The following is a 25,290-nucleotide window of genomic DNA, read 5'->3' on the forward strand; positions in this document are numbered from 1 at the left end:
GAAAAAATTGATTATTTGATCAACTGATGCTGATGTGCTGGCCGAAATCATCAGCCGCAATTGTCGTCATATTGCCGATCAATGAAGTGAAGCCAGCTCCGCTTAGGGACTTTCCCCTGAATATCGAGATTAAAAGGTCTTCCGCAGCCCCCATTCCTAGAATTTGCGGCATGGAACAGACAAACACCACCCCCGATTCCTTCGACACCCGCAAGCGCTATGTGCGCATCAGGGAAGAGCATGCCAACGGCATGGTCGAGTTCGAGTTTGCGGTGGGCGAGCCGCACCTGTACGTGGAAATGGTGATGGCGCGCGCCGAGTTCGAGCAGTTCTGCACCGACCAGGGCGTGACGCCCACGGTGGGCGGACTGGAGGACGCGGAGCAGGGCAGCCAGGAGCACGAATGGGACTGGAACCTGCGCGCGGCGCGCGATCGTCATTTCCGTCACGAGCCTTGATTTTCACGAAAGCAACCAGGAGACAACGCACATGCAGATCGATCTTCGCACCGTCAGCATCACGCCGCTGCGGCAGACCTTCAACAACATCGCGGCGCGCCAGGGTGCAGACAAGCCCGCGTCGCGCTATCTGGAAGCGACGATGGACGTGCAGCCCTCGGCCAGCTTCCACTACCGCCCGACCTGGGCGCCCGAGTATGAGCTGTTCGACGCCAGCCGCACCGCCATCGTGATGAAGGACTGGTATGCGCTGAAGGATCCGCGCCAGCTCTACTACGGCACCTACACCCAGGCGCGTGCCCGCATGCAGGAAACCGCCGAGGCCGATTTCGAGTTCGTCGAGACGCGCGGCCTGGCCGATACCTACAACGATGACGCCCGCAAGCTGGCACTCGATTTTTACCTGCCGCTGCGCCACGTGGCCTGGGGCGCCAACATGAACGGTTCTGCCATCTGCGCCTACGGTTTCGGCACCGCCATCACCCAGCCCTGCCTGTATTCCGGCATGGACCAGCTCGGCATTGCCCAGTACCTGACGCGCCTAGGCCTGCTGCTCGGCCACCAGGGTGAACTGGAAGCGGCCAAGAAGGCCTGGCTGGAAGCGCCCGAGTGGCAGGAGCTGCGCCGCTATGTGGAAGACACGCTGGTGCTGAAAGACTGGTTCGAACTGTTCGTGGCCCAGAACGTGGTGCTGGACGGCATGCTGTTTGCGCTGGCCTACAAGGAAGTCGACAAGGCGCTGACCGCCAAGGCCGGCCCGGTGGTGTCCATGCTGACGCGCTTCCAGGCCGAGTGGTTCGACGACACCAACAAGTGGGTCGACGCCGTGATGAAGGTGAGCGCTGCCGAAAGCGATGCCAACAAGGCGCAACTGCGCGAGTGGCTGGCCAAGTGGCATGCCCGCGCCCGTACCGCGCTGGAGCCCGTGGCACGCATCGCCCTGGGCGAGCAGGGCGGTGCAGCCCTCGACAACGTGGGCGCTGCCCTGAATGCGCGCATGGCCAAGGCCGGCATTCCTGCCTGATCAACCTCTTACCGGAAGCAAACCCATGTCCAACGTATTCATCGCCCTGCAGAAAAACGAGGAAACCCGCGCCATCGTCGACGCCATCATGGCCGACAACCCGGACGCCATCCTCAACGAACAGCCCGCCATGGTGAAGGTGGACTGCCCCAACCGCCTGGTCATCAAGCGCGAAAGCATTGAGCAGGAAATGGGCCGCGATTTCGACCTGCAGGAACTGCACGTCAACCTGATCACGCTCAGCGGCCACATCGACGAAGACGAAGACCAGTTCGCCCTGAGCTGGGGCAACTGAGCCGCAACCGCCTCACCCTATTAGAACGGAGACATTCCCATGGACATGATTGTCAAGAAAAAGCTGAGCCTGAAGGAACGCTACAACCTGATGACGCGCGATCTGGACTGGACCCCCACCTACCAGAAGCCGGAAGACGTGTTCCCGTACCTGACGTACGAAGGCATCAAGATCCACGACTGGAGCAAGTTCGAGGATCCCTTCCGCATGACGATGGATGCATACTGGAAGTACCAGGCCGAGAAGGAGCGCAAGCTCTACGCCATCATCGATGCGTTCAACCAGAACAATGGCCACCTGGGCGTAACGGATGCGCGATACATCAACTCGCTGAAATTATTCCTGACCGGGGTTTCCCCGCTGGAATACATGGCGCACCGCGGCTTTGCCCACGTCGGCCGCCAGTTTGCCGGCGCCGGCCCGCGCGTGGCCTGCCAGATGCAGGCGGTGGACGAGATCCGCCACTTCCAGACGCAGGTGCATTCGCTCTCCAACTACAACAAGCACTACAACGGCTTCCAGAACTGGCGCCACCAGCACGACCGCGTGTGGTACCTGTCGGTGCCCAAGAGCTTCTTTGATGATGCCGTCTCTGCCGGCCCGTTCGAGTTCATGGTTGCCATCGGCTTCGCGTTCGAGTACGTGCTGACCAACCTTTTGTTCGTGCCCTTCATTTCCGGGGCCGCCTACAACGGCGACATGGGCGCCATGGCCTTCGGCTTCTCGGCCCAGTCCGACGAATCCCGCCACATGACGCTGGGCCTGGAGATGATCAAGTTCATCCTGGAACAGGATCCGGACAACCTCCCTATCGTGCAGAAGTGGATGGACAAGTGGTTCTGGCGCGGCTATCGCGTGCTGACGCTGGTCGCCATGATGATGGATTACATGCTGCCCAAGCGCGTGATGAGCTGGAAAGAGGCATGGGAAGTGTATGCCGAGCAAAATGGCGGCGCGCTGTTCAACGACCTGGCACGCTACGGCGTCAAGGTGCCGAAGGGCTGGGAGCAGGCCTGCAAGGACAAGGACCACCTGAGCCACCAGGCCTGGAACGTGTTCTACAACTATGGTGCAGCCGCTCCGTTCCACACCTGGGTGCCGAGCAAGGAAGACATGGACTGGTTGTCCGCCAAGTACCCCGACACCTTCGACAAGTACTACCGCCCGCTGTGGGAGCACTACACCGAAGAGCAGAAGGCCGGCCGCCGCTTCTACAACACCACGCTGCCGATGCTGTGCCAGACCTGCCAGATCCCGATGTTCTTTACGGAGCCGGACGATCCGACCAAGATCGCCTACCGCGAGAGCACCTACCACGGCATGAGGTATCACTTCTGTTCGGACGGCTGCAAGACCATCTTCGACGACGAGCCGGAGAAGTACAGCCAGAGCTGGCTGCCGGTGCACCAGATCTACCAGGGCAACTGCTTCGAGCCTGATGCAGACCCGACCAAGCCCGATTTCAACCCGCTGGCCGAGGTGCTGCGCTGGTACCGCATGGAGCAGGGCCGCGACAACATGGATTACGCCGATTCCGAAGACAAGAGGAACTTCGAGATGTGGCGCGAGATGGCCACCAAGAACTGATGGCCTGCGGACTGCCTGCCTTGCGGCGGCAGTCCGCACCGAGACCAACTGTTGAATTCCGGAGAAAGACCATGGCCGTTGCTGCCCTTACCACCTATGAGTTTCCCGCCAAGGATACGGCGGACAAGTTTCCCGCACCGCTGCTCTACATCGGCTGGGAAGACCACAAGATGTTCTGCGCGCCGTTCTGCGTGCCGGTGCCGCCCGACATGAAGTTCGGCGACCTGGTGAAGAACATGCTGCCCGGCATGTACAGCGCGCATCCCGACTTCGCCAGGATCGACTGGACCACCACCGAGTGGTTCAAGTCTGGCCAGCCGTGGAAGCCCGAGAACGACAAGTCCATGGCCGAGAACGGCCTGGGCCACAAGGACGTGATCCGCTTCCGCACTCCGGGCCTGACCGGCCTGGGCGGTTCCTGCTTCTGACATTTTTCTCGCCAGAGGGCCTGTCAGGCAGGGCGGCCGTCAGACGCAGCCCTGCCTCTTTTTATTTCCGCGGCCGCCCAGCGTCCGTGCTGTTTGCCAGTCTTGCATCATGAGCTATCAACTCACCATCGAACCCATCGGTCAGACCCTTGACGTGGAAGAGGGTCAGACCATCCTGGATGCCGCGCTGCGTGCCGGCCTGTACATTCCCCACGCCTGCTGTCACGGCCTGTGCGCCACCTGCAAGATCCAGGTGACGGATGGCGAGATCGACCATGGCGAAGCCAGCAACTTTGCCCTGATGGACTACGAGCGTGAGGAAGGCAAATGCCTGGCCTGCTGCGCGACGCTGCAATCGGACGTGACGATCGAGGCCGAGATCGAGGAAGAGGTCGATGCGCAGAACCTGCCGGTGCACGACTACACCGCCACCGTCTCGCGCATCGAAAACCTCACGCCCACCATCAAGGGCGTGTGGCTCAAGCTGCCGGAAGGGCGGAACATCCAGTTCCAGGCCGGCCAGTACATCAATCTGAACATTCCGGGCGAGACCGCTTCGCGCGCCTTCTCGATTGCCAGTGCACCGCAGGACGGTAACGAGATCGAACTCAACATCCGCCAGGTGGTGGGGGGCAAGGGGACAGCGTGGGTGCACGAGCAACTCAAGCAGGGCGACACGGTGACATTCTCCGGCCCCTACGGACGCTTCTTCGTGCGCAAGAGCGAGAACCAGCCCAGCCTGTTCCTGGCCGGCGGCTCCGGCCTGTCCAGCCCGCGTTCCATGATTCTCGACCTGCTGGCCGAGAACAGCGAGCTGCCCATCGTGCTGGTGAACGGCGCGCGCGACCAGTCCGAGCTGTATCACGATGCCGAGTTTCGCGCACTGGCCGAGCGCCATCCGCACTTCACCTATGTGCCGGTGCTGAGCAATGAGCCGGATGGCAGCGGCTGGCAGGGGGCACGCGGCTTCGTGCACGAGGCGGCCAAGGCGCACTTCGAGAACGACTTCCGTGGCCGCAAGGCCTATCTGTGCGGCCCGCCAATGATGATCGAGGCCTGCATTGCCACGCTGATGCAGGGGCGCCTGTTCGAGCGCGACATCTACACCGAGAAGTTCATCTCTGCGGCCGATGCGCAGCAGGTGCGCAGCCCGCTGTTCCGCAAGCTGTAGAGCATTAAATATCGAGATTTCATGCAAACCTCTCATAAGACCTTGCAGAAAAGCTCGAAAATCTGTTTTACATAGGGGTCAAACGTTATCAATTAATAAAAAACACCATTTTTTATTTATCAAATAATAAACAAAAGCCTGAAGAGCACTGCTCGCTTTCCTCTGTAATCCATCGAACACTAGGGGCTTTCCCTTGAATATCGAGATTTTTGAATGGAATGCATGTGCTGCTTCTAGAATTGCTTCCATCGACCCGAGTCAATAGGCAAGGGCATGCAAGAGACAACACAAGAGGCCGGACGGATCCGGCCCGAAAGCAGAGAGACATGGCCACGTATTACCAGGTCACGATTGCCGAAACCGGCGAAACCTTCCGCTGCCTCGAGAGCCGCACCTTGCTGGAAGGCATGGAGGCCTTGGGCAAGAGGGGGATTCCGGTGGGGTGCCGCAATGGGGGCTGCGGGGTGTGCAAGGTGCACATTTCCGAAGGAAGCTTCACCAAGCGCGTGATGAGCCGGGAATACGTGACCGAGGAAGAGGAACAGCAGGGTTGCCTGCTGTCCTGCCGCGTCAAGCCCACCAGCGACCTCACGCTGTCGGTGGTGGGCAAGATGAAGAAGAACGTGTGCCGCCAGCCCGGCGGCGCGTGATTGACAACCGTTTTAACTATCACTAAAGCCAACAGGAGACAAATCATGGCAATGACTGGTGTGCTGCGTCCGGGCCATGCCCAGATTCGCGTTCTCGACATGGACGAATCCGTCAAGTTCTATACCGAGGTGATGGGCCTTGTGGAAACCGGGCGCGACAGCTCGGGCCGCGTCTACTTCAAGACGCGCCAGGAGCGTGATCACAACAGCGTGATCCTGCGTCAGGCCGATCGTGCCGGCATCGACTTCTTCGCCTTCAAGGTGCTCGACAAGGCTACGCTGGACGACCTCGACCAAAAGCTGCAGGCCCATGGCGTGAAGACCGAGCGCATTCCTGCCGGCGAGATGCTGGAAACCGGAGAGCGCGTGCGCTTCCAGCTGCCCACCGGCCACACCCTCGAGCTGTATGCCGAGAAGAAGGACGTCGGCAACGGCCACGGCTACACCGATCCGGAAGTGGAAGTGATCGAGTACAAGGGCATCAGCCCGATTCGCATGGACCACGCGCTGATCTACGGTGGCGACATCGACGGCAACCGCGAACTGTTCGAAAAGGTGCTGGGCTTCACGCTGGTCGAGCGCGTCAAGCTGGAAGACGGCCAGACCGACCTGGCCACCTGGCTGACCTGCAGCGCCAAGGCGCACGACATCGCCATGGTGCGCCACGGCGAAGACGGCAAGCTGCATCATGTGTCCTTCCTGCTGGAAAGCTGGGAGCAGGTGCTGCGCGCGGCCGACATCATGAGCCGCAACCGCGTCTCCATCGACATCGGCCCGACCCGCCACGGCATTACCCAGGGCACGACGATCTACTTCTTCGACCCGTCCGGCAACCGCCTGGAAGTGTTCTGCGGTGGTTACGACCACTATCCCGACATGCACCCGGTTACCTGGACTTGGGAAGAAGTCGGCCGCGGCATCTTCTACCATGATCGCAAGCTGAACGACGCCTTCCTGAGCGTGGTGACCTGATGCAGGTGGCTGTGCAGCAATTCGTGTTGACGGCCGAGGCCGCGGCAACTGCCCTGCATGCTGCCGTGGCCCATGCCGAATCGCTGGGTATCCGCATCAACGTGGCGCTGGCAGACAGCAGCGGCGTGCAGGCAGGCTTTCTGCGCATGCCGGGGGCTTTCCTGCACTCCATCGAGATCGCCATCGACAAGGCCTATACGGCGGCGAGCTTCGGCTTTCCGACCTCCCAATGGCCGGCCATCTTTGCGGAGGACGAAGCGCTGCGCACCATTGCGCACCGCCCGCGCCTGGTGGCCTTTGGTGGTGGCGTGCCGATCCGTCAGGGCGGTGTGCTGATCGGTGGCATCGGCGTGTCGGGCGGCTCTGCTGAACAGGACGAAGCCTGTGCCAGGGCAGGTTTACGCGCAATCGGGATGGAAGCTTGATCCAACGAGAGTTTGATCCCGATCCGGCAGGGATGCGGTGCACGCCTTGATCAACACGACCTGGGTGGCTCGCCCGCCGAGCCCGTCCAGGCAAGCCCCCTGTTAGGGAGCTTGCCTTGACGCAGAGGAATCGCCTGCACAGCGGATTCCACGAGCTTCGGCACATCCGCGGTGGCTCGGTGCTTCGACGCATCAGGACTGCTTAGGCAGTTGAGGCGAACATGTTTTTTGCATTCAAGTCGAGAGGGTATATGAAAGAATTCCTGAACTTCATCAATGGCGAATACGTCAAGAACGTCAGCGGCAAGATGTTTGACGACATCAACCCGGTCAACGGCCAGGTGATCGGCAAGATCTACGAAGCCGGCCGTCCGGAAGTGGACGCTGCCGTGGCTGCCGCCAAGTCTGCCCTCAAGGGCGACTGGGGCCGCATGTCCGTGGTCGAGCGCAGCAAGCTGCTCGATGCCGTGGCCGGTGAAATCAACCGCCGCTTCGACGACTTCCTGCAAGCCGAGATTGCCGACACCGGCAAGCCCGCCACGCTGGCTTCGCACATCGACATCCCGCGCGGTGCGGCCAACTTCCAGATCTTCATCGACACCATCAAGAGCACGGCGACCGAGTCGTTCAACATGCGCACGCCCGACGGCAAGACAGCACTGAGCTACGGCGTGCGCGTGCCGCGCGGTGTGATTGCCGTGGTCTGCCCCTGGAACCTGCCGCTGCTGCTGATGACCTGGAAAGTCGGCCCGGCCCTGGCCTGCGGCAACACCGTGGTGGTCAAGCCCTCCGAAGAAACTCCCGCTACCGCCACGCTGCTGGGCGAAGTGATGAATGCCGTCGGCATGCCCAAGGGCGTGTACAACGTGGTGCACGGCTTCGGCCCGGATTCCGCTGGCGCCTTCCTGACCAGCCATCCCGATGTGAACGGCATCACCTTTACCGGCGAAACCCGTACCGGCTCCGCCATCATGAAGGCTGCTGCCGACGGCGTGCGCCCCGTGTCGCTGGAAATGGGTGGCAAGAACGCCGCCGTCGTGTTCGCCGACTGTGACTTCCAGGTGACCATCGACACGCTGACCCGTTCCTGCTTCGAGAACGCCGGCCAGGTCTGTCTGGGCACCGAGCGCGTCTACGTCGAGCGTCCGATCTTCGAAAAGGTGGTTGCCGCCCTGAAGGAGCGCGCCGAGAGCATGAAGCCCGGCCTGCCGTTCGAGAAGGACACCAAGATCGGCCCGGTGATCAGCAAGGAACACCAGGAAAAGGTGCTGGGCCTGTACAAGTCCGCCAAGGACGAAGGCGCCACCATCGTGACCGGCGGCGGCGTGCCCGACATGCCGGAAGAGCTGAAGGGCGGCTCTTGGGTGCAGCCCACCATCTGGACCGGCCTGCCCGAAACTGCCACCGTGGTGACGGAAGAAATCTTCGGCCCCTGCTGCCACATCAGCCCCTTCGACAGCGAAGAGGAAGTGCTGGGCAAGGTCAACGCCAACCGCTACGGTCTGGCCACCGCCATCTTCACGCAGGACATCAGCCGCGCCAACCGTCTGGCGCACCAGATCGAAGTCGGCCTGTGCTGGATCAACGCCTGGTTCCTGCGCGACCTGCGCACGCCCTTCGGCGGCTCCAAGCAGTCCGGCATCGGCCGCGAAGGTGGTGTGCACTCGCTCGAGTTCTACACCGAGCTGCGCAACGTGATGGTCAAGTTCTGATCGCAGTACAACCAGAAGGAAAGACAAGCACATGGATTCCAACATCATCCAGACGCTGGGCGACAGCCTGTACCAGGCGCTGCGCAGCAACAGCGTGATCGATCCGATCACCAACCAGTATCCCGACATGACGATCGAGGATGCCTACGCGGTGCAGAAGCGCATGATCGACCGCCGCGTGCAGGACGGTGAAGTCATCGTCGGCAAGAAGATCGGCGTGACCTCGCGCGCCGTGATGAACATGCTGGGCGTGTACCAGCCCGACTTCGGCTACATGATGGACCGCATGATCGTGAACGAAGGCGAATCCATCGCCATGAGCACGCTGATCCAGCCCAAGGCCGAAGGCGAGATCGCCTTCCTGCTCAAGAAGGACCTGATGGGCCCCGGCCTGAGCAACGCCGACATCCTGGCGGCCACCGAGTGCGTGATTCCCTGCTTCGAGATCGTCGATTCCCGCATCCGCGACTGGAAGATCAAGATCCAGGACACCGTGGCCGACAACGCTTCCTGCGGCGTGTTCGTGCTCGGCGATAGTGCCGTGAGCCCGCGCAAGGTGGACCTGTCCACCTGCGGCATGGTGCTGGAGAAGAACGGCGAGATCATCGCCACCGGCTCCGGCGCAGCTGCCATGGGTTCCCCGGTCAACGCCATCACCTGGCTGGCCAACACCCTGGGCCGCCTGGGCGTGCCGCTGAAGGCGGGTGAAGTGGTGCTGTCCGGTGCGCTGGCAGCCATGTTCCCCTGCGCCGCTGGCGACAACTTCCGCGTGAGCATCGGCGGCATCGGCGCCTGCTCGGTCCGCTTCGAATGATCCGGCTGCCGGCCGCTGCGCGCTCCTGGCGCGTGGACGGCAGGTGCCCCGCAAAGACAAACTTCAAGGAAATGCCATGACCCAGAAAATCAAGTGCGCCCTGATCGGCCCCGGCAACATCGGCACCGATCTGCTGGCCAAGCTCAAGCGCAGCCCCGTGCTGGAACCCGTGTGGATGGTGGGTATCGACCCCGAATCCGACGGCCTCAAGCGTGCCCGTGAAATGGGCATCAAGACCACCGCCGAAGGCGTGGACGGCCTGATCCCCCAAATGAAGGCCGACGGCGTGCAGATCGTGTTCGACGCCACCAGCGCCTACGTGCATGCAGAGAACAGCCGCAAGGTCAACGCCGAAGGCGCGCTGATGATCGATCTGACGCCCGCCGCCATCGGCCCGTTCTGCGTGCCGCCGGTCAACCTGGTCGAGCATGTCGGCAAGCGTGAAATGAACGTGAACATGGTCACCTGCGGCGGCCAGGCCACCATCCCCATGGTAGCGGCCATCTCCCGCGTGCAGCCTGTTGCCTACGGCGAGATCGTGGCCACTGTGTCCAGCAAGTCCGCCGGCCCCGGCACACGCAAGAACATCGACGAGTTCACCCGCACGACCGCCGGTGCCATCGAGAAGGTGGGCGGCGCCAAGAAGGGCAAGGCCATCATCATCATCAACCCGGCCGAGCCGCCGCTGATCATGCGTGATACCGTGCACTGCCTGACGGAAGAAGAGCCCGATCAGGAAAAAATCACCGCTTCGATCCATGACATGATCAAGGAAGTGCAGAAATACGTGCCGGGCTACAAGCTGGTCAACGGCCCCGTGTTCGACGGCAACCGTGTCTCCGTCTTCCTGGAAGTGGAAGGCCTGGGCGACTACCTGCCCAAGTACGCCGGCAACCTGGACATCATGACCGCCGCCGCCGCCCGCACCGCCGAAATGTTTGCCGAGGAAATCCTGGCGGGCAAGCTCACGCTCGAACCCGTGGCTGCCTGAGCCCGATCAAGGAGAAATACAGATGGAACAACTCAAAGGCAAGAAAGTCACCCTGCATGACATGACGCTGCGCGATGGCATGCACCCCAAGCGTCACCTGATGTCGCTGGAGCAGATGAAGGACATCGCCACCGGTCTGGACGAAGCCGGCATTCCGCTGATCGAAGTGACGCACGGCGACGGCCTGGGTGGCAGCTCGGTCAACTACGGTTTCCCCGCCCACACCGATGAGGAATACCTGAGCGCCGTGATCCCGCTGATGAAGCAGGCCAAGGTTTCCGCGCTGCTGCTGCCCGGCATCGGCACCGTCGACCACCTGAAAATGGCGCGTGAGCTGGGCGTGCACACCATCCGCGTGGCCACCCACTGCACCGAGGCCGACGTGAGCGAACAGCACATCACGATGGCCCGCAAGATGGACATGGACACCGTCGGCTTCCTGATGATGGCCCACATGGCCGACTCCGCCAAGCTGATCCAGCAGGCCAAGCTGATGGAAGGTTACGGTGCCAACTGCATCTACGTGACCGACTCGGCCGGCTATCTGCTGCCGCACCAGGTCAAGGAGCGCATCGCCGCCGTGCGTGCCGCGCTCAAGCCCGAGACCGAACTGGGCTTCCACGGCCACCACAACCTGGCCATGGGCGTTGCCAACTCCATCGCTGCCATCGAAGCCGGTGCCAACCGCATCGACGCCGCTGCTGCCGGCCTGGGCGCCGGTGCCGGCAACACCCCGATGGAAGTGCTGGTGGCCGTGTGCGACCGCATGGGCATCGAAACCGGCGTGGACGTGGCCAAGATCCAGGACGTGGCCGAAGACCGCGTGTTCCCGATCATGGACTTCCCGATCCGCATCGATCGCGATGCCCTGACGCTGGGCTACGCCGGCGTGTACGGCTCCTTCCTGCTGTTCGCCAAGCGCGCCAGCCAGAAATACGGCATTCCCGCCCGCGACATCCTGGTCGAACTCGGCCGCAAGGGCATGGTCGGCGGCCAGGAAGACATGATCGAAGACACCGCCATGACCATGGCACGCCAGCGCAAGGAGGCCCAGGCATGAAGCTCGACCAGAACACCATCAAGCAACTCGCCGAGCACCTGGACAACTGCCAGCTCAACCAGCAGGACACGCTGAAGATCACCGAGCAGCATCCCGACATGGACTGGGATGATGCCTACGCGATCCAGGACGAGATCCGCGCGCGCAAGCTGGCCCGCGGCCTCAAGGTCGTCGGCCTGAAAGCCGGCCTGACCAGCTTCGCCAAAATGAAGCAGATGGGCGTGGAAGTGCCCGTGTTCGGATTCATGACCGACGACTACACCGTGCAGGACGGAGGTGAAGTCAAGGTGTCTGAACTGATCCATCCCAAGGTCGAGCCCGAAATCGCCTTCGTCACCAAGGCCCCGCTGAAAGGCCCCGGCTGCCATATCGGCGCCGTGCTGGCTGCCACCGATTTCGTCATGCCCGGCATCGAGGTGATCGACAGCCGCTACCGCGACTTCAAGTTCGACCTGAAGAGCGTGATCGCCGACAACACCTCGGCCTCCCGCTTCGTCGTCGGCGGCCAGCCGGTTGGCGTGGAAGGGCTGGACCTGCGCACCACCGGCATCGTGCTGGAGGTGAACGGCGTGCCCATGGCCTTCGGCGCCGGCGCTGCCGTGCTGGGCCACCCGGCCGCAGCCATTGCCATGCTGGCCAACCATCTGGGCGCACGCGGCGAGGAAATTCCTGCCGGCACCATGATCCTGTCCGGTGGCATCACCGAAGCCGTGGCCGTCAAGGCCGGCGACAATGTGACGCTGCGCGTGCAGGGCATGGGCTCCTGCAGCCTGCGTTTCGTCTGACAAGGAGAACCTTATGCCGTTCGCACAGATTTACATGATTGAAGGCCGCACCGAAGAGCAGAAGAAAGCCGTGATCGAGAAAGTCACGCAGGCTCTGGTGGAAGCGGTGGGTGCACCCCAGCAGAACGTGCGCGTCTGGATTCACGACGTGCCCAAGGAAAACTGGGGCATCGCCGGAGTCAGCGCCAAGGATCTGGGCCGCTGACAAGCACCTGCACAGGGCAATCTGCAGCATGGCTTGTCCGCCATGCTTTTCACTCCGCATGACAGGCTTTGCCTGCATGCGGATTTTTTTGTCGTTCCGGTACTTTCACGAGGGTGATGCGGTGCAGTAAAAACAAGTACTTACACCCCGCTTGTAAAGTGCTGCCGGAATGGCTTTTCTTCTTTGTCTGCCAGCAGTTGTCAGCGTTTTGCAAGAAGATGGTGGCTTTTTATTACAAAATAAAGGGGAAATTAAGTAGTCCCACCAAGTCGTTGATATTGTGCGGATTTTCCAGGGGTGTAAACTTACGGCATTCGCGTGATTATCAAAGAGCAGGACTTCGCCATGTCTACACCAACAGAATTTGTGACCAGAGGTATTTCGAAATACTTGTCACAGAGCGCCATGTTCGTTGGAGCCGCGTGCGTTGCCGTGGCCCTGCCGGTAGAGGCAAAAACCGAGCGCCCGGCGCCGGCCAAGGTGGCTGTCAAGCAGGTCAAGACCAAGGCCAGCCGTGAAGACGAAACCCGGGCAGCAGTGCTCAAGCGCGCCGCCGCCAAGGACAAGTCGGTGTTGCAGGTCAAGCACGTCAAGGGCCTGGCCAAGCCGCTGGATGACGAGGAAGAAGCCTCGCCCCGCGGCAAGAAACTCAAGCTGGCCAATGCCAAGGCCGGCCGCAACGCCAAGGCTGAAGTGGAAGAGGCTGCACCCGCCGGCCGCAAGGGCAAGGCTGCCAAGCTGGCCAAGGCCGCCGATGACGAAACGAGATCTTCCAGGGCCGCCAACAAGATCGCCGGCAAGCTCAAGGGCACTGCCGATGAAGAGCTCGGTCCCAAGGGCCGCAAGCTGACCAAGGCCGAGCGCATCAAGGCAGAACGCCAGGCGCGTCTGGATGCCGAGGAGGAAGCCCGCCAGAAGCGCATCGACTCCACCCGCGACAAGCGCCTGCAGGCGCAACGCAAGGCAAAAGAAGAAGCAGCCGAGCAGGCCCGCCTGGAGCAGATCGCCCGCGAAAAGCGCCAGCAGGAAATCGCCCGGCAGGAGCGCCAGCAGGAGTTGGCGCGCCAGAAGCGCATGGCTGCAGCGCGCGACGCCCGCGAGCGCGCCCTCGAGGAAGACCGTATTGCCACGCTGGCCGCCGAACGCAGTGCCGGCGTGCGCGTGATGACTCCCGCTGCCGTGGCTGGTACAACTGCAGTTGCCGCGGCCGCTGCAGTTCCTGCCGTGGCTGCCACCCCGGCTACCGTTCAGAGCAGCCTCACCCCCGCTCCCGTGAGTTATGTGCCATCCACTCCGGTGGCTGCGCCAGCCATGACCACGCCGGTTGCGGCTGCCCCGGCACCGGTTCGTAGCGCGGCTCCAGTGCGCAAGACCAGCACAGTCAGCGCCTCGTCGCCCGTGGCCGCAGCCCTGATCGGCAGCGAGGTGGAAAGCGCTCCCAACCGTCCCTACGTGTATACGCCCAACCCCGACTCTCCGGTCGCGGCGGCGCTGATTGCACCGCAAGCCACCCCCGCACGTGCGCCGGTCACGCGCTCCTATGTGGCGCAGAGCAGCTCCCCGGTAGCCGCTTCGCTGATCGCAAGCGCTGCGCCCGTGCAGCGTGTGGCGCCGGTCGACCGCTCCAACTTCGTGCGCGTCTCCGTCCCCGCCAACAACACGCTGGGCCAGATCCGCGGCATGAGCACCGCCGGCTCGCCGCTGGCACTCAACTCGGCCGTGGCCCTCGTCATGGACCAGAACACCGGCGAAGTGCTGCTGAACAAGAACGGTGGCCAGGTGTCTCCCATTGCCTCCATCACCAAGCTGATGACGGCGCTGGTCACCATGGATGCCGCACTGCCCATGGATGAGCGCATCACCATCACCTATGACGATGTCGACCAGCTCAAGGGCAGCAGTTCGCGTCTGTCGGTGGGCAGCAGTTTCACCCGACAGGAATTGCTGCACCTGGCGCTGATGTCCAGCGAAAACCGTGCGGCCCATGCGCTGGGTCGCACCTATCCGGGTGGCATGCCTGCTTTCGTGCGCGCCATGAACATGCGCGCCACCATGCTCGGCATGCGTGACACCAACTACGTCGAACCCACCGGCCTGAACAGCGGCAATCGCTCCAGCGCCCGCGACCTGGCGCTGCTCACCCGCGCCGCCTACAGCTTCCCGCTGATCCGCAGCTACACCACGCATCCGGGCCAGTCGTTCGATGTGGCCGGCCAAACCCGCCGCTTCAACAACACCAACCGCCTGGTGCACAGCAACAACTGGAACATCGGCCTGCAGAAAACCGGCTACATCTCCGAAGCCGGCCGCTGCGTGGTGATGCAGAGCAACATCGATGGCCGCAACGTCATCATCGTGCTGCTCGATTCCAACAACAGCTCGCTGCGCGTGAAGGATGCCGAATCCATCCGCTACTGGGTGCAGAACAACCTGGGCCGCGGCGGCAGCCGCAGCTACGGCGGCGTGGTGGCACAGGCCTACTGATTCAGCGCCCCCTCAAAAAACAAACACCCCAAACGCGTACGCCGCTTTTGGGGTGTTTTTCATGGGGCCATCTTCCCGGGCCGGAAACAGGCTCAGCGCCGCATCAAATCCTTGCCCCGATAGCCAATCGATGTCGAAATCTGGTTGGCCGCATCCCGCAGTTTCTCGATCCAGCTTTCATCGATGCGATGCGCCGGAGCCGAAATCGACAGGCCGGCGATCATGGTGCCCTGGTCGTTGTAGATGCCGGCCGCCATGCAGCGCACGCCCAGTTCCAGTTCCTCGTTGTCGCGCGCCACGCCGGACTGGCGCACATGGCTCAGTTCGCGCTCCAGTTGCGGCAGCTGCGTGATGCTGTTGCGCGTATTGCCCTGCAGGCCGGTGCGCGTGGCATAGGCGCGTACCTTCTGCGGGTCGTCCATCGACAGGAACAGCTTGCCGGTGGAAGTGAGGTGCAGCGGCGCATGGCCGCCAATGGCGCGCACCACCTGCATGCCGGAGCGCTCGCTGTTGAAGGCACGTTCGATATACACGATCTCGTCTCCCTGGCGCACGCTCAGGTTGATCGGCTGCTGGACCTGGCGATGCAGTTCGCGCATCACACTCACGGCTGCATCGCGCACGCTCAGGCGCGCCTTCACCAGATTACCCAGCTCCAGAAAGCGCATGCCCAGACGGTAGCTGCCGGTATCCGGCCGTTCCACAAAGCGGCCGATCACCAGGTCATTCAGGATGCGGTGCGTGGTGCTGGGGTGCAGTCCTGCCTTTTCGCTGATTTCCTTCAGGCTGAGGGGTTCGTCGCGTGAGGCAAGAATGTCGAGCAGGGCGAACATGCGCTGCAGTACCTGAACGCTGATTGCAGCGTACGCGGGATCAGGCACGTGGGGGAGAGGAGTGTCGGACATGATATTTACTTCGCTGCTTTCCGTTTGTGTGAAAGCAACTCAATTCTACTATGTGAAATCATGTCCTGCCTACAGCAGGTGCGTGAGCCAGACATCTCGCTCCAGCACCTCGCAGGGCCGAAAGCGTGTCTTGTATTGCATCTTCCGGCTCTCGGCGATCCAGTAGCCCAGATACACATGGCGCCTGCCTGTCTGCTGCGCAAACGCAATCTGCCACAGCACCGCATAGGTGCCATAGGCCGCGCCCGCGTCATCGGCGTAGAAGGTATACACGGCCGACAGCGCATCCGGCAGCACATCCACCAGGGCCACCATCTTCAGCACATCGCCCTGGCGGAATTCCACCAGCATGGCATCTACCGGGCTCTGCAGGATGAAGCTCCGGTAGTCCTCCGGATCGTCCTTGTCCATGCCACAGCCGGCGTGGCGCGCGAGCTGGTAGTCGCGGTAAAGCGCGTAATGGTCCGGGTATTCCTGCAGGGGAAGCAGGCGCACCGTCAGATTCTGGTGCTGGCGTTGCGCCCGGCGCTGGCTGCGGTTGGGCCGGAAATCCGCCACCGGCACGCGCAGCGGCACGCAGGCGCTGCAGTTGTCGCACCAGGGCCGGTAGGTGGTGCTGCCGCTGCGGCGAAAGCCCTTGGCAATCAGTTGCGCGTAGATGTCGGTATCCACCACATCCAGGGGCACCACCACTTGCGAGCGGGCGGTCTGCTCGGGCAGATAGCTGCAGGGATAGGCGGCCGTGGCGTACAACTGGAGTACGCGTTCCGGCAGGGGCGGGCGACGCAGGTCGGACATGGCGATAATGGTAGCGCAAGGTGGGCGCATGCGCTGTTTCAGCGTGTGCAGGCGCTTTATGATTCAGTCTATGGACTCCCTGATGACACCCACCGCTGACACGGCCTTGCACACCTGGCACGATGCCATCGGTGCCGAAAGGCAGCAGCCCTATTTCCAGCAACTGTGGCAGCGCGTGAAGCAGGCGCGGGCAGAAGGGCAGACCATCTACCCGCCATCGGCCGATGTGTTCAGCGCCTTCACCGCCACCGAGTTCGACCGGGTGCGTGTCGTCATTCTCGGCCAGGATCCGTACCACAACGAGGGCCAGGCACACGGGCTGGCGTTTTCCGTGCGGCCCGAGGTCGATATTCCCCCCTCGCTGCAGAATATCTACAAGGAGCTGGCCGAGGATCTTCCCGGTTTCGCGATTCCGCGCCACGGCTACCTGCAGCACTGGGCGGAGCAGGGCGTGCTGCTGCTCAATGCCGTACTCACGGTACGGGCCGGACAGGCGCACTCGCATGCCAACTGGGGCTGGGAAACCTTTACCGATCGCGTGGTGCGACAGCTCAACGATCACCGTCAAGGGCTGGTATTCTTGCTATGGGGCAGCCACGCACAGAAAAAAGGCGCGTTCATCGACAGAAAGCGCCACCTCGTGCTGCAAGCGCCGCATCCGTCGCCGCTATCGGCGTATCGCGGATTTTTCGGATGCCGGCATTTTTCCCGCGCCAATGTCTGGTTGCAGCAACAGGGTCTGGCGCCTATCGACTGGCAGGTATAAAACCATGGAGACAAAACCCCCCATCCGCATCCGCAAGGGCGTCGAAGCCGACATTCCGGCCCTGACCGGCATGGCAGCCAAGCTGCTGCAGGAAATCCAGCTCGCCACCCATGACCTGGATTTCGAGGTCGAGCCGCTTCCGGTGCGCCGGCATCTGGAAAACCTGCTCGAGCGCGGCAGCTACCGCGTGCTGGTAGCCGATTCGGGCAGCGAGCAGATCGGCTTTGCCGGTCTGTTCGAAGGCCATGCGCTGTATGCCGGCGGTGCGCTGGGGACGATTACCGAACTCTTCGTCAAGCCCGAATGGCGCGAAAAAGGCGTGGGCCGCGAGCTGCTGGCCGGCATTTTTGCACTCGCCCGCAACCAGGGTTGGCGCCGCGTGGAAGTCACCACGCCGCCGCTGCCGGAGTTCGAGCGCATCATGCACTTCTACCAGTGTCAGGGCTTTGCCGTCACTGGCGGACGCAAGCTGCGCAGGTTGATGTAATTTATCGGAAACCAGCGATAGCGCCATGTTATTGCTGGATTTTCTGCAGCAGGATACCCCATAGCCGGGCGCTGAACTGCCACTGCATGGCGGGCTTTTGCTGCGCCTGCGCAATGGACTCCACAAAGACCTCGCGCGCAATGGCGCTGGCGCCCAAGCTGGCCAGATGGGCCGTTTCCTGCTGGCAGTCGATCATCTCCACGCCATGCGTGCGTGAAAGGGCCACCAGTGCGGCCAGCGCAATCTTGGAGGCATCGGGCACACGGGTGAACATGCTTTCGCCGTACACGGCCCGCCCCAGCGCCACGCAGTACAGGCCACCCACCAGCGTGCCGTCGACCCAGGTCTCGACGCTGTGGGCCAGCCCGCGCCGGTGCAAGGCGGTGTAGGCGTCCAGCACATCGTCGGTGATCCAGGTGCCGGACTGATGCGCCCGCGGGCCGGCGCAGGCACGCATCACGTCCGCAAACTGCGTGTCGATGCGGATTTCGCACTGCGGCGATGCCGCAAAGCGCTGGATCGTCTTGCGCAGCGAGCGGTGCAGACGGAAGTTGTCCGGCCGCAGCACCATGCGCGGATCGGTGCTCCACCACAGAATGGGCTGGTTGTCGCTATACCACGGAAAAATCCCCTGGCGATAGGCCTGTTCCAGCGTATCGGCATCCAGCACGCCGCCGGCCGCCAGCAGACCTGGCCAGGGCGTATCGTCCTGCAGCGCCTGCTCCACGGGGGGAAAGGGCTGGTGCGGCTCGAGCCAGGGCAGGGTGGTCTTGGGGTGGTAGGTCATGGGCGATTTGTAAAGCGATGTTATCCTAACGCCATGGTTTTGCGCTATGTACTGGCGAGAATGCTGTTCCTGCTTTCCGGCACGGATGCCGAAGCCCATGGTGGCGGCCTGGATGCCCAGGGTTGCCACCACAACCGCAAGACGGGGGACTACCACTGTCATCGCGGTGGTGGAGGCGCTCGCAACCCGGCCTTGGGCACGGGTGGCTCGGCGGGTCCCGGCGTTCAGCGCTTCATGGCCGAACCATCGCCCCGCCGCGCTGCGCCTGCCGGCAGTCGGGTGTATTACCCGAATTGCGCCGCTGCCAGGGCGGCAGGTGCGGCAGCCATTCGCGCTGGCGAACCCGGCTATGCGCGGAGGCTGGATCGGGATGGCGACGGGGTGGCATGCGAGTAGTGCCGCTGCCTACTCCGCGGAACTATCGCGTCACCCCCTGAAGAACCGCACCGGCACTTCCGCGAGCTCTCCCGCCGGCACCACGCCACGCCGCTTGATATGCGGTTGCAGCTTGCCCATCACGTGCATCTCGCAGGGCTTGCAGTCGAACTTGAGGGTGTAGCTCTGGTCGCCGTGGGTGATGGTGAGCGGCTCGGCACGCACCTGGCCCTGCACGCCTTTCACGCCCTTGGCCTGCTTGGGGCACAGGCTGAGCGAGTAGCGCACGCAGTGCTTGGTGATCATCAAAGGCACTTCGTTCTCTTCCTCGTGCGCTTCGTAGGCGGCGGCAATCACCTGCACGCCATGCTTCGCATAGAAGTCGCGCGCCTTGTGGTTGAACACATTGGCCAGATAGGTGAGGGTGTCTTCCGGATACGGCGCCGGCGGTTCGACCGGCGTTGCACGCTGCGGACGCTGCCAGCCCTGCAGGCGCGCAGCGTCCAGCGCTTCCACAGCCTGGCGGCGCAGTGCGTTGACCTGAGAGGCGGGAATAAACCAGGGTTGTGCGGTGGCGATGTCCAGATGTTCGACTTCATAAATGGTCGTGCCGAGCTTGCCCAGGTTGTCACGCAAGGCCTGTTCCCCTTTGGCAGCATCGCGCGCCGGGGTCTTGTCGCATACCAGCTGCGCCGTGGCGCTGAAACCGTCGGCATCGTTCAGCACCAGTTGCACGCCATCGGCTGTGTCTTCCAGCCGCAGCCACAAGCCGATGCGGCGCTCGGCGCTCGGGCGCTCCAGTGAGCGCACCCATTCCATGTCACGGTTGCGGTTCACCACCGTATCGCGTCGCAGATCCTTGAAGCCCGCCACCGGATCCTTGGGAAACACCCGCCATTGCCCCGGCTTGCCCAGGCTTTCGGCACGGTTGATCTGCAGGCCGACCAGATTGTTGTGCAGGTCGAAATAGCACAGGCCATCGCCGTTGTGCAGTTCGGTGGCGTGGTCGTCCGTCATCAGGTCCACGCTGTTGCTGCCTACTTGCAGCACGTAGCCGATGGGCTGGCCGGGGTTCTTCGGGCTGTCGAAGGCGCCGATGTCCTGCTGGCGGCCGTGGGTGAAATAGTCGGTGCTGCCGCGGTTGAAGTTCTGGCGCGGATCGGGCTCGAAGGCAAAGCGCGTGCGGCCGCTGCTGCCGGGCGCCAGTTCGGGACGCTGCTCCAGCAGCTCGTCTAGCAGCTTGCGGTAGTGGGCGGTGATGTTCTTCACATAACCCATGTCCTTGTAGCGCCCCTCGATCTTGAAGCTGCGCACGCCCGCGTCCACCAGCGCGGCCAGATTCGCGCTCTGGTCGTTGTCCTTCATCGAGAGCACATGCTTGTCATGCGCCACGATGCGGTTCTGGCTGTCCGTCACCTGCCAGGGCAAGCGGCAGGCCTGGCTGCAGTCGCCCCGGTTGGCGCTGCGGCCGGTGCTGGCATGGCTGATATAGCACTGGCCACTGTAGGCCACGCACAGCGCGCCGTGCACGAAGTATTCCAGGATCGTCTCCGGCCGTGTCGCGGCGCGGATGGCGGCAATCTGCTCCAGATCCAGCTCGCGCGCCAGCACGATCTGGCTGAAACCCGCATCCTGCAGAAAGCGCGCCTTCTCCGGCGTGCGGATATCTGCCTGCGTGCTGGCATGCAACTGGATCGGCGGCAGGTCCACTTCCAGCAGGCCCATGTCCTGGATGATGACCGCATCCACGCCCGCGTCGTACAGTTCCCAGATCTGCTTGCGCACCGGCTCCAGCTCGTCGTCGCGCAGGATGGTGTTCTGCGTGACGAAGATGCGCGCATGGTAGCGGTGGGCGTGCTGTACCAGGCGGGCGATGTCCTGCACACTGTTGGCGGCGTTCACGCGCGCGCCAAAGGCCGGGCCGCCGATGTAGACGGCATCGGCGCCATGGTTGATGGCCTCGATGCCGATATCGGCGTCACGGGCGGGGCTGAGCAGTTCGAGCTGGTGCGGGAGCATGGCAAATCGGCACGCCAGCGAGGGCGCGCGGCAAAAACGGAAAGGGCGAAGCGCCAATGGTAGCGATTCGCCCGGAAAAACGATAGCACTCGGGCTTTGGCCCGGCGCTCCGTCAAGGGATTCAGTGGATGCGGGCCTTGGCGCGCAGTTCGTCCTGCAGCTTGACCATCTGCTGCTCGACCATGCCGTCCTTCACTTCCTGCTTGACTTGCTCGAACGGCGGCACCTGGCCGTGCGCCGCGGGGCCCATGCCGGCCACGATGCGGTCGTATTCGGCCTTGGCATCGGCGTCGGAGACGGGATTGTTCTTGCCGTACTGCTGGAACAGCAGGCCCATCAGCACCATGCCGTGGGCGCCGTCCATCTGGTTGCGGTATTCAGGCGTAAGCTGCAGGCCGCGCTGCACGGCTGCCTGCACCGGCGTCACGTTCTTGGCATTCAGCTCCGCCTCCAGCTTGCCCACCTGCTGTTCGGCCAGATCATCCTTGACCTGTTGCTTCACCTGCTCGAAGGGCGGCACCTGCTCCTTGGCGGCCGGGTCGAGACCGGCGACGATCTTGTCGTATTCCGCCTTGGCGGCTGCGTCCGACACCGGGTTCTGCTTGCGGTACTGCTCGGCCAGCAGACCCGACAGGATCATGCTGCGTGCGCCATCCATCTGCTGGCGGTATTCCGGCGTGCGATGCAGGCCGCGCTGCTCGGCCACCTGCACCATCACGGCATCGCCGATCAGCTTCTGGCGGACCTGTTCCTCCATGCCGGCGGGCAGCGGCTGGCCCATCTGGGCGGCACGCTCCTTCATGCTGGCCATCACGGCATCGAAACGGGCCTTGGGCAGGGGTTTGCCATTGACGATGGCCAGGTTCTGGGCGTGGCCGGCAACGGAGGCGGCCAGCAGCAGGGCGCCGATCAGGGCGGAAAGACGGAAAGACATGGTGAAAACTCGCTAGATCAGGACAGGGGCTGCTTCAGTCGCGCACGATTTCGATGGCCAGCGCATGCAGCCCCGCGGTAATTTCTTGTTGCAGTGCATCATACACAAGCCGGTGGCAGGCCACACGTGTCTTGCCGGAAAAAGCCGGCGCAGCCACACGCACGCGGAAGTGGGTGCCATAGCCCAGGCCATTGGCACCGGCATGTCCGGCATGGTGGCCGCTTTCGTCGATCACTTCGAGCACGGTGGGCTGCAGGGCCTGTTCCAGGCGGGACTGGAGCAGCGCGGCGGTGGGGATGGTGAAGTCATTCATGGGAGGAACTTGTTGCAGGGTTGTGAACAATGGCAGGCAGGATAGGGATGCCGGATGGTCAAGGCCTGCGACGATCATTCATGGCGGAAGTCGCAGAAAACCACGGTCGCACAATCAGCGCGGCAGGCTGTTGTCCCCTTGCCAGTGGCGCGAAATATAGACCCCTTGCCCCACCAGGAAGATCAGCGGAAACACATAGCCCCACAGCTTGAAGTTCACCCACTGCTCGGTACTGAAATACACGGCCACATAGGCATTGATGGCGGCCATGAACAGACAGTAGCCGATCCAGGCCACGGTCAGGCGGTGCCACACGGGTTGCGGCAGATTGAGCTGGGTGCCCAGCATCAGTTGCAGCACATTCTTGCGCATGCCCCACAGGGCCACGGCCAGAGCCAGCGCCATGGCGCCGTACAGCACGGTGGGTTTCCACTTGATGAAGCGTTCATCCTGCAGCACCAGCGTGAGCGTGCCGAAAACCAGGATCAGCGCCAGCGTCACCTTGTGCATGGTGCCGAGCTTGCGGTCGATGAAGTAGAGGATGGCCATCTGCGCCGTGGTCGCCGCCATCAGCACCGCGGTGGCGGTGTAGATGCCGTACAGCTTGTAGGCTGCGAAGAACAGGACGATGGGGAGAAAGTCGAGCAGTTGTTTCATCGGCAGCCATTATGCGGCCTGCGCGCGGCATGCGCACAGGTCTTGCGCAAGGTTACGGGTATTGCGGATCCACGTCCTGGCCGGGCTCACCGAGGGGCACGAATTCGAGCGAAGCCGAGTTGATGCAGAAGCGCTCGCCCGTGGGCTGCGGCCCGTCGGGGAACACATGGCCGAGGTGAGCGCCGCAGTTGCTGCACAGCACTTCGGTGCGCACCATGCCATGGCTGGTGTCTTCACGCGTGACCACTGCTTCGGCGCTGATGGGCTGGTAGTAGCTCGGCCAGCCGCAGCCGGCATCGAACTTGGTGGCGCTGGCAAACAGGGGCTGGTCGCAGCAGATGCAGCGGTATACGCCTTCGGCATAGTGGTCGGTGTAGATGCCGGTAAACGGATGTTCGGTCGCCGCAAAACGGGTGACCTGCATGGCGACGGGCTCGGCGTTCTTGGCGTTGAGCACGGCTTCCCATTCGATCGGGGTTTTCTGGACCGGAAATTCCATGACCTTGTCTCCTGGTTGTAGTGGGCGGGCATGGTGCCCGCATGCGCCGAGTGTAGAGGGTTTTGATGGCAGCCATGCTGCAGGGTAGCCCTGAGAGCTGCCAGGGCATGGTGGCCGGGGCAGCGGCTTACGAGGAGCAGCTCACGCAAATGCCCGCTGCCCAGTCGGGCGGCAGTCCGGCATAGGGGTGTTCGTCCCAGCGTGTGTCGAATGGTGTGGTACAGGCCTCGAGCAGCCGGTGGATTTCCGCGAAGTCGCCTTTCTCGGCCGTGGCAATCGCGTTCTGGCACAGATAGTTGCGCGGCACCACGGCCGGATTGGCGCGCAGCATGGCGGCGCCGGTGTCGGGCAGGGCATGCTCGTCCAGGGCGCGCAGATAGTCTGCCAGCCAGGGGTCGAGGGCATCGCCGCGCATCAGCAGAGCGCGCACGCCGTCAAAGTCCGCCTTGCCTGCGGCCACCGCCAGCGACAGGCGTCGCCAGAACAGCGTGAAGTCGGCCTGGTTCACGCTCAGCTGTTTCAGCAGGGGTTGCAGCAGTCCGGTCGCAGTGGCCGGGTCCAGCAGGCCCAGCTTGGCGGCCCAGCAGCTGGCCATGCTCTCTGCCAGCCGCGCCGGGTACACGTCCACCGCGGCCTTGGCATCGGCCACTTCGCCGATCAGCGGCAGCAGGGCCTGGCCCAGTGCATACAGGTTCCAGTAGGCCACATCGGGCTGCTGGTCGTAGGCGTAGCGGCCGCGCTCGTCGCTGTGGTTGCAGATATGGCCGGGATCGTAGGCATCCAGAAACTGGTAGGGGCCGTAGTCGATCGTGAGTGCCAGCATGCTCATGTTGTCGGTGTTCATCACGCCATGGCAGAAGCCGATGGCCTGCCATTGGGCGATCAGGTCGGCCGTGCCTTCGGCAACGGTTTGCAGCAGCGCTGCGTAGGGGTTGGCCGCCTGCCGGCAGTGCGGGTAGAACTGTTCGATCACGTAATCCGCCAGGGTGCGCAGGGGGATGTCATGCTGGCGCGAGGCGAAATGTTCGAAGTGGCCAAAGCGCACAAAGCTGGGGGCAAAGCGCGTCACCACCGCGGCGGTTTCCACCTGCTCGCGGTAGACCGGATCGCGCGACCCCGTCAGGCACAGCGCGCGCGTGGTGGGAATGCCCAGTGCCTGCATGGCCTCCGATGCGATGAACTCGCGGATCGAGGAACGCAGCACCGCACGGCCATCCCCCATGCGGGAGTAGGGGGTCAGGCCACTGCCCTTGAGCTGGATTTCCTGCAGCGTGCCGTCGGCAGCGGGCAGGGCGCCCAGGGTCAGTGCGCGTCCGTCTCCCAGCTGGCCGGCCCACACGCCGAACTGGTGACCGCTGTACACGCTGGCCCAAGGCCGCGCGCCTTCCGGCAGGGCATTGCCCGAGAACAGCTTGAGCGCATCGTCCTGCGCCAGCCAGGCTTCGTCCAGGCCCAGCCAGGCGGCAGCCGCAGGGCTGTGCGCGATCCAGTGCGGTTGCGTGAGCGGTACCGGATTGAGGAAGGTGACGAAGGCCTCGCCCAAGGCTCCCAGGCCGGGCTGCCATGTGGCTTGCGAAGAGGGGTGTGGCGCGTGTTCGGACATGTGTCGATTGTGCGGGAGCTGTCAAGTCCGTGAGGCGGGGCAGGGCTTTGCCGCCAAGGGGTAGGCCGGGTGGACACCGGCGCGCA

The 25,290-nt window shown here is 63.1% G+C and carries 28 protein-coding genes; 19 read left to right on the top strand and 9 right to left on the bottom strand.

The annotated features are described in order from the left end of the window. Positions 1-170 precede the first annotated feature (170 nt). The 16 genes from KKQ75_RS03215 to KKQ75_RS13170 all read left to right on the top strand — a co-directional run bounded on the left by KKQ75_RS03215 (position 171) and on the right by KKQ75_RS13170 (position 15,061). Positions 171-458, top strand: coding sequence for a phenol hydroxylase subunit (locus KKQ75_RS03215; protein ID WP_213360253.1), 288 nt, complete (start codon positions 171-173; stop codon positions 456-458). 31 nt (positions 459-489) lie between these two features. Continuing rightward, a complete protein-coding gene (locus KKQ75_RS03220; RefSeq protein WP_213360254.1) occupies positions 490-1,482 on the top strand; it encodes an aromatic/alkene monooxygenase hydroxylase subunit beta in 993 nt (330 codons plus the stop codon). Positions 1,483-1,507: 25 nt separating this feature from the next. Beyond that, positions 1,508-1,777 carry an MmoB/DmpM family protein gene (locus KKQ75_RS03225; RefSeq protein ID WP_213360256.1) on the top strand — a complete coding sequence of 90 codons (270 nt, stop codon included), beginning with the start codon at positions 1,508-1,510 and terminating at the stop codon, positions 1,775-1,777. A 39-nt stretch (positions 1,778-1,816) separates the two neighbouring features. Next, positions 1,817-3,364, top strand: a complete 1,548-nt coding sequence (locus KKQ75_RS03230) for an aromatic/alkene/methane monooxygenase hydroxylase/oxygenase subunit alpha (RefSeq protein WP_213360258.1) — start codon at positions 1,817-1,819, stop codon at positions 3,362-3,364. A 71-nt stretch (positions 3,365-3,435) separates the two neighbouring features. Further along, positions 3,436-3,792 (top strand): phenol hydroxylase subunit P4, encoded by a 357-nt coding sequence (locus KKQ75_RS03235; RefSeq protein ID WP_213360261.1) that lies wholly within the window; start codon positions 3,436-3,438, stop codon positions 3,790-3,792. Between the two features lie 109 nt (positions 3,793-3,901). After that, on the top strand, positions 3,902-4,963 hold the full coding sequence (locus KKQ75_RS03240) for an NADH:ubiquinone reductase (Na(+)-transporting) subunit F (protein WP_213360263.1): 1,062 nt from the start codon (positions 3,902-3,904) through the stop codon (positions 4,961-4,963). 326 nt (positions 4,964-5,289) lie between these two features. Continuing rightward, a complete protein-coding gene (locus KKQ75_RS03245) occupies positions 5,290-5,613 on the top strand; it encodes a 2Fe-2S iron-sulfur cluster-binding protein (protein ID WP_213360265.1) in 324 nt (107 codons plus the stop codon). 45 nt (positions 5,614-5,658) lie between these two features. Continuing rightward, positions 5,659-6,585, top strand: a complete 927-nt coding sequence (locus KKQ75_RS03250; RefSeq protein ID WP_213360266.1) for a catechol 2,3-dioxygenase — start codon at positions 5,659-5,661, stop codon at positions 6,583-6,585. Then, a complete protein-coding gene (locus tag KKQ75_RS03255; protein ID WP_213360267.1) occupies positions 6,585-7,010 on the top strand; it encodes a GlcG/HbpS family heme-binding protein in 426 nt (141 codons plus the stop codon). The genes KKQ75_RS03250 and KKQ75_RS03255 overlap by 1 nt, the downstream gene beginning before the upstream one ends. A 251-nt stretch (positions 7,011-7,261) precedes the next feature. Continuing rightward, the gene (locus tag KKQ75_RS03260) at positions 7,262-8,722 is read left to right on the top strand and encodes a 2-hydroxymuconic semialdehyde dehydrogenase (RefSeq protein ID WP_213360268.1); all 1,461 of its coding nucleotides are present in this window, start codon (positions 7,262-7,264) and stop codon (positions 8,720-8,722) included. 31 nt (positions 8,723-8,753) lie between these two features. Then, positions 8,754-9,536, top strand: coding sequence for a 2-oxopent-4-enoate hydratase (gene dmpE / locus KKQ75_RS03265; RefSeq protein WP_091816357.1), 783 nt, complete (start codon positions 8,754-8,756; stop codon positions 9,534-9,536). A 76-nt stretch (positions 9,537-9,612) separates the two neighbouring features. Beyond that, positions 9,613-10,527, top strand: coding sequence for an acetaldehyde dehydrogenase (acetylating) (locus KKQ75_RS03270; protein WP_213360271.1), 915 nt, complete (start codon positions 9,613-9,615; stop codon positions 10,525-10,527). Positions 10,528-10,549: 22 nt separating this feature from the next. Next, positions 10,550-11,587: a 4-hydroxy-2-oxovalerate aldolase gene (gene dmpG, locus KKQ75_RS03275; RefSeq protein WP_213360272.1), complete on the top strand. Its 1,038-nt coding sequence runs from the start codon at positions 10,550-10,552 to the stop codon at positions 11,585-11,587. Further along, a complete protein-coding gene (gene dmpH, locus KKQ75_RS03280; RefSeq protein WP_213360274.1) occupies positions 11,584-12,372 on the top strand; it encodes a 2-oxo-3-hexenedioate decarboxylase in 789 nt (262 codons plus the stop codon). Before dmpG ends, dmpH begins: the two co-directional genes overlap by 4 nt. A 13-nt stretch (positions 12,373-12,385) precedes the next feature. After that, positions 12,386-12,577, top strand: a complete 192-nt coding sequence (locus KKQ75_RS03285; RefSeq protein WP_091816366.1) for a 2-hydroxymuconate tautomerase — start codon at positions 12,386-12,388, stop codon at positions 12,575-12,577. A 405-nt stretch (positions 12,578-12,982) separates the two neighbouring features. Beyond that, positions 12,983-15,061 carry a serine hydrolase gene (locus KKQ75_RS13170; protein ID WP_434087716.1) on the top strand — a complete coding sequence of 693 codons (2,079 nt, stop codon included), beginning with the start codon at positions 12,983-12,985 and terminating at the stop codon, positions 15,059-15,061. Between the two features lie 92 nt (positions 15,062-15,153). Here the strand turns inward: KKQ75_RS13170 and KKQ75_RS03295 are convergent, their stop codons facing one another. Then, complete coding sequence (locus KKQ75_RS03295; RefSeq protein WP_213360277.1) at positions 15,154-15,966, bottom strand: IclR family transcriptional regulator; 813 nt, start codon at positions 15,964-15,966, stop codon at positions 15,154-15,156. A gap of 69 nt (positions 15,967-16,035) precedes the next feature. Beyond that, positions 16,036-16,764, bottom strand: coding sequence for an arginyltransferase (locus KKQ75_RS03300; protein WP_213360280.1), 729 nt, complete (start codon positions 16,762-16,764; stop codon positions 16,036-16,038). A gap of 82 nt (positions 16,765-16,846) precedes the next feature. Here KKQ75_RS03300 and ung point away from each other — a divergent pair, with 82 nt between their 5' ends. Together ung and KKQ75_RS03310 are read left to right on the top strand one after the other, a co-directional pair. Further along, a complete protein-coding gene (gene ung, locus KKQ75_RS03305; RefSeq protein WP_250130984.1) occupies positions 16,847-17,530 on the top strand; it encodes a uracil-DNA glycosylase in 684 nt (227 codons plus the stop codon). A gap of 4 nt (positions 17,531-17,534) precedes the next feature. After that, the gene (locus KKQ75_RS03310; RefSeq protein ID WP_213360284.1) at positions 17,535-18,017 is read left to right on the top strand and encodes a GNAT family N-acetyltransferase; all 483 of its coding nucleotides are present in this window, start codon (positions 17,535-17,537) and stop codon (positions 18,015-18,017) included. A gap of 28 nt (positions 18,018-18,045) precedes the next feature. On the opposite strand, the gene aat is transcribed toward KKQ75_RS03310, so the two are convergent. Beyond that, on the bottom strand, positions 18,046-18,804 hold the full coding sequence (aat, locus tag KKQ75_RS03315; protein WP_213360286.1) for a leucyl/phenylalanyl-tRNA--protein transferase: 759 nt from the start codon (positions 18,802-18,804) through the stop codon (positions 18,046-18,048). A gap of 33 nt (positions 18,805-18,837) precedes the next feature. Between aat and KKQ75_RS03320 the strand changes: the two genes are divergently transcribed. Further along, a complete protein-coding gene (locus KKQ75_RS03320; RefSeq protein WP_213360288.1) occupies positions 18,838-19,200 on the top strand; it encodes an excalibur calcium-binding domain-containing protein in 363 nt (120 codons plus the stop codon). A 30-nt stretch (positions 19,201-19,230) separates the two neighbouring features. Here the strand turns inward: KKQ75_RS03320 and KKQ75_RS03325 are convergent, their stop codons facing one another. From KKQ75_RS03325 to KKQ75_RS03350, 6 genes are all read right to left on the bottom strand, one after another. Continuing rightward, positions 19,231-21,198: a peptidase U32 family protein gene (locus KKQ75_RS03325; protein WP_213360290.1), complete on the bottom strand. Its 1,968-nt coding sequence runs from the start codon at positions 21,196-21,198 to the stop codon at positions 19,231-19,233. A 121-nt stretch (positions 21,199-21,319) separates the two neighbouring features. Further along, on the bottom strand, positions 21,320-22,132 hold the full coding sequence (locus tag KKQ75_RS03330; RefSeq protein WP_213360292.1) for a hypothetical protein: 813 nt from the start codon (positions 22,130-22,132) through the stop codon (positions 21,320-21,322). Between the two features lie 34 nt (positions 22,133-22,166). Next, on the bottom strand, positions 22,167-22,445 hold the full coding sequence (locus KKQ75_RS03335; RefSeq protein ID WP_213360294.1) for a BolA family protein: 279 nt from the start codon (positions 22,443-22,445) through the stop codon (positions 22,167-22,169). A 114-nt stretch (positions 22,446-22,559) separates the two neighbouring features. Next, positions 22,560-23,102 carry a septation protein A gene (locus KKQ75_RS03340; protein ID WP_213360295.1) on the bottom strand — a complete coding sequence of 181 codons (543 nt, stop codon included), beginning with the start codon at positions 23,100-23,102 and terminating at the stop codon, positions 22,560-22,562. A 52-nt stretch (positions 23,103-23,154) separates the two neighbouring features. Then, on the bottom strand, positions 23,155-23,601 hold the full coding sequence (gene msrB, locus KKQ75_RS03345; RefSeq protein ID WP_213360296.1) for a peptide-methionine (R)-S-oxide reductase MsrB: 447 nt from the start codon (positions 23,599-23,601) through the stop codon (positions 23,155-23,157). 127 nt (positions 23,602-23,728) lie between these two features. Then, complete coding sequence (locus KKQ75_RS03350; RefSeq protein WP_213360297.1) at positions 23,729-25,204, bottom strand: protein adenylyltransferase SelO; 1,476 nt, start codon at positions 25,202-25,204, stop codon at positions 23,729-23,731. Between the last annotated feature and the right edge of the window lie 86 nt (positions 25,205-25,290).

The sequence above is a fragment of the Brachymonas denitrificans genome, assembly GCF_907163135.1.
GTDB classification, from domain to species: domain Bacteria; phylum Pseudomonadota; class Gammaproteobacteria; order Burkholderiales; family Burkholderiaceae_C; genus Brachymonas; species Brachymonas denitrificans_A.

Excerpts from the sequence above, each read along its gene's own strand:
- dmpH (WP_213360274.1), top strand. The coding sequence starts at position 11,584 with ATGAAGCTCGACCAGAACACCATCAAGCAACTCGCCGAGCACCTGGAC.
- KKQ75_RS03255 (WP_213360267.1), top strand. The coding sequence starts at position 6,585 with ATGCAGGTGGCTGTGCAGCAATTCGTGTTGACGGCCGAGGCCGCGGCA.
- KKQ75_RS03325 (WP_213360290.1), bottom strand. The coding sequence starts at position 21,198 with ATGCTCCCGCACCAGCTCGAACTGCTCAGCCCCGCCCGTGACGCCGAT.
- ung (WP_250130984.1), top strand. The coding sequence starts at position 16,847 with ATGACACCCACCGCTGACACGGCCTTGCACACCTGGCACGATGCCATC.
- KKQ75_RS03240 (WP_213360263.1), top strand. The coding sequence starts at position 3,902 with ATGAGCTATCAACTCACCATCGAACCCATCGGTCAGACCCTTGACGTG.
- KKQ75_RS03300 (WP_213360280.1), bottom strand. The coding sequence starts at position 16,764 with ATGTCCGACCTGCGTCGCCCGCCCCTGCCGGAACGCGTACTCCAGTTG.
- KKQ75_RS03335 (WP_213360294.1), bottom strand. The coding sequence starts at position 22,445 with ATGAATGACTTCACCATCCCCACCGCCGCGCTGCTCCAGTCCCGCCTG.
- KKQ75_RS03245 (WP_213360265.1), top strand. The coding sequence starts at position 5,290 with ATGGCCACGTATTACCAGGTCACGATTGCCGAAACCGGCGAAACCTTC.
- KKQ75_RS03310 (WP_213360284.1), top strand. The coding sequence starts at position 17,535 with ATGGAGACAAAACCCCCCATCCGCATCCGCAAGGGCGTCGAAGCCGAC.
- dmpE (WP_091816357.1), top strand. The coding sequence starts at position 8,754 with ATGGATTCCAACATCATCCAGACGCTGGGCGACAGCCTGTACCAGGCG.
- KKQ75_RS03250 (WP_213360266.1), top strand. The coding sequence starts at position 5,659 with ATGGCAATGACTGGTGTGCTGCGTCCGGGCCATGCCCAGATTCGCGTT.
- KKQ75_RS03320 (WP_213360288.1), top strand. The coding sequence starts at position 18,838 with ATGGTTTTGCGCTATGTACTGGCGAGAATGCTGTTCCTGCTTTCCGGC.
- KKQ75_RS03270 (WP_213360271.1), top strand. The coding sequence starts at position 9,613 with ATGACCCAGAAAATCAAGTGCGCCCTGATCGGCCCCGGCAACATCGGC.
- KKQ75_RS03330 (WP_213360292.1), bottom strand. The coding sequence starts at position 22,132 with ATGTCTTTCCGTCTTTCCGCCCTGATCGGCGCCCTGCTGCTGGCCGCC.
- KKQ75_RS03350 (WP_213360297.1), bottom strand. The coding sequence starts at position 25,204 with ATGTCCGAACACGCGCCACACCCCTCTTCGCAAGCCACATGGCAGCCC.
- KKQ75_RS03340 (WP_213360295.1), bottom strand. The coding sequence starts at position 23,102 with ATGAAACAACTGCTCGACTTTCTCCCCATCGTCCTGTTCTTCGCAGCC.
- dmpG (WP_213360272.1), top strand. The coding sequence starts at position 10,550 with ATGGAACAACTCAAAGGCAAGAAAGTCACCCTGCATGACATGACGCTG.
- KKQ75_RS13170 (WP_434087716.1), top strand. The coding sequence starts at position 12,983 with ATGTTCGTTGGAGCCGCGTGCGTTGCCGTGGCCCTGCCGGTAGAGGCA.
- KKQ75_RS03225 (WP_213360256.1), top strand. The coding sequence starts at position 1,508 with ATGTCCAACGTATTCATCGCCCTGCAGAAAAACGAGGAAACCCGCGCC.
- KKQ75_RS03235 (WP_213360261.1), top strand. The coding sequence starts at position 3,436 with ATGGCCGTTGCTGCCCTTACCACCTATGAGTTTCCCGCCAAGGATACG.
- KKQ75_RS03215 (WP_213360253.1), top strand. The coding sequence starts at position 171 with ATGGAACAGACAAACACCACCCCCGATTCCTTCGACACCCGCAAGCGC.
- KKQ75_RS03220 (WP_213360254.1), top strand. The coding sequence starts at position 490 with ATGCAGATCGATCTTCGCACCGTCAGCATCACGCCGCTGCGGCAGACC.
- KKQ75_RS03260 (WP_213360268.1), top strand. The coding sequence starts at position 7,262 with ATGAAAGAATTCCTGAACTTCATCAATGGCGAATACGTCAAGAACGTC.
- msrB (WP_213360296.1), bottom strand. The coding sequence starts at position 23,601 with ATGGAATTTCCGGTCCAGAAAACCCCGATCGAATGGGAAGCCGTGCTC.
- aat (WP_213360286.1), bottom strand. The coding sequence starts at position 18,804 with ATGACCTACCACCCCAAGACCACCCTGCCCTGGCTCGAGCCGCACCAG.
- KKQ75_RS03285 (WP_091816366.1), top strand. The coding sequence starts at position 12,386 with ATGCCGTTCGCACAGATTTACATGATTGAAGGCCGCACCGAAGAGCAG.
- KKQ75_RS03295 (WP_213360277.1), bottom strand. The coding sequence starts at position 15,966 with ATGTCCGACACTCCTCTCCCCCACGTGCCTGATCCCGCGTACGCTGCA.
- KKQ75_RS03230 (WP_213360258.1), top strand. The coding sequence starts at position 1,817 with ATGGACATGATTGTCAAGAAAAAGCTGAGCCTGAAGGAACGCTACAAC.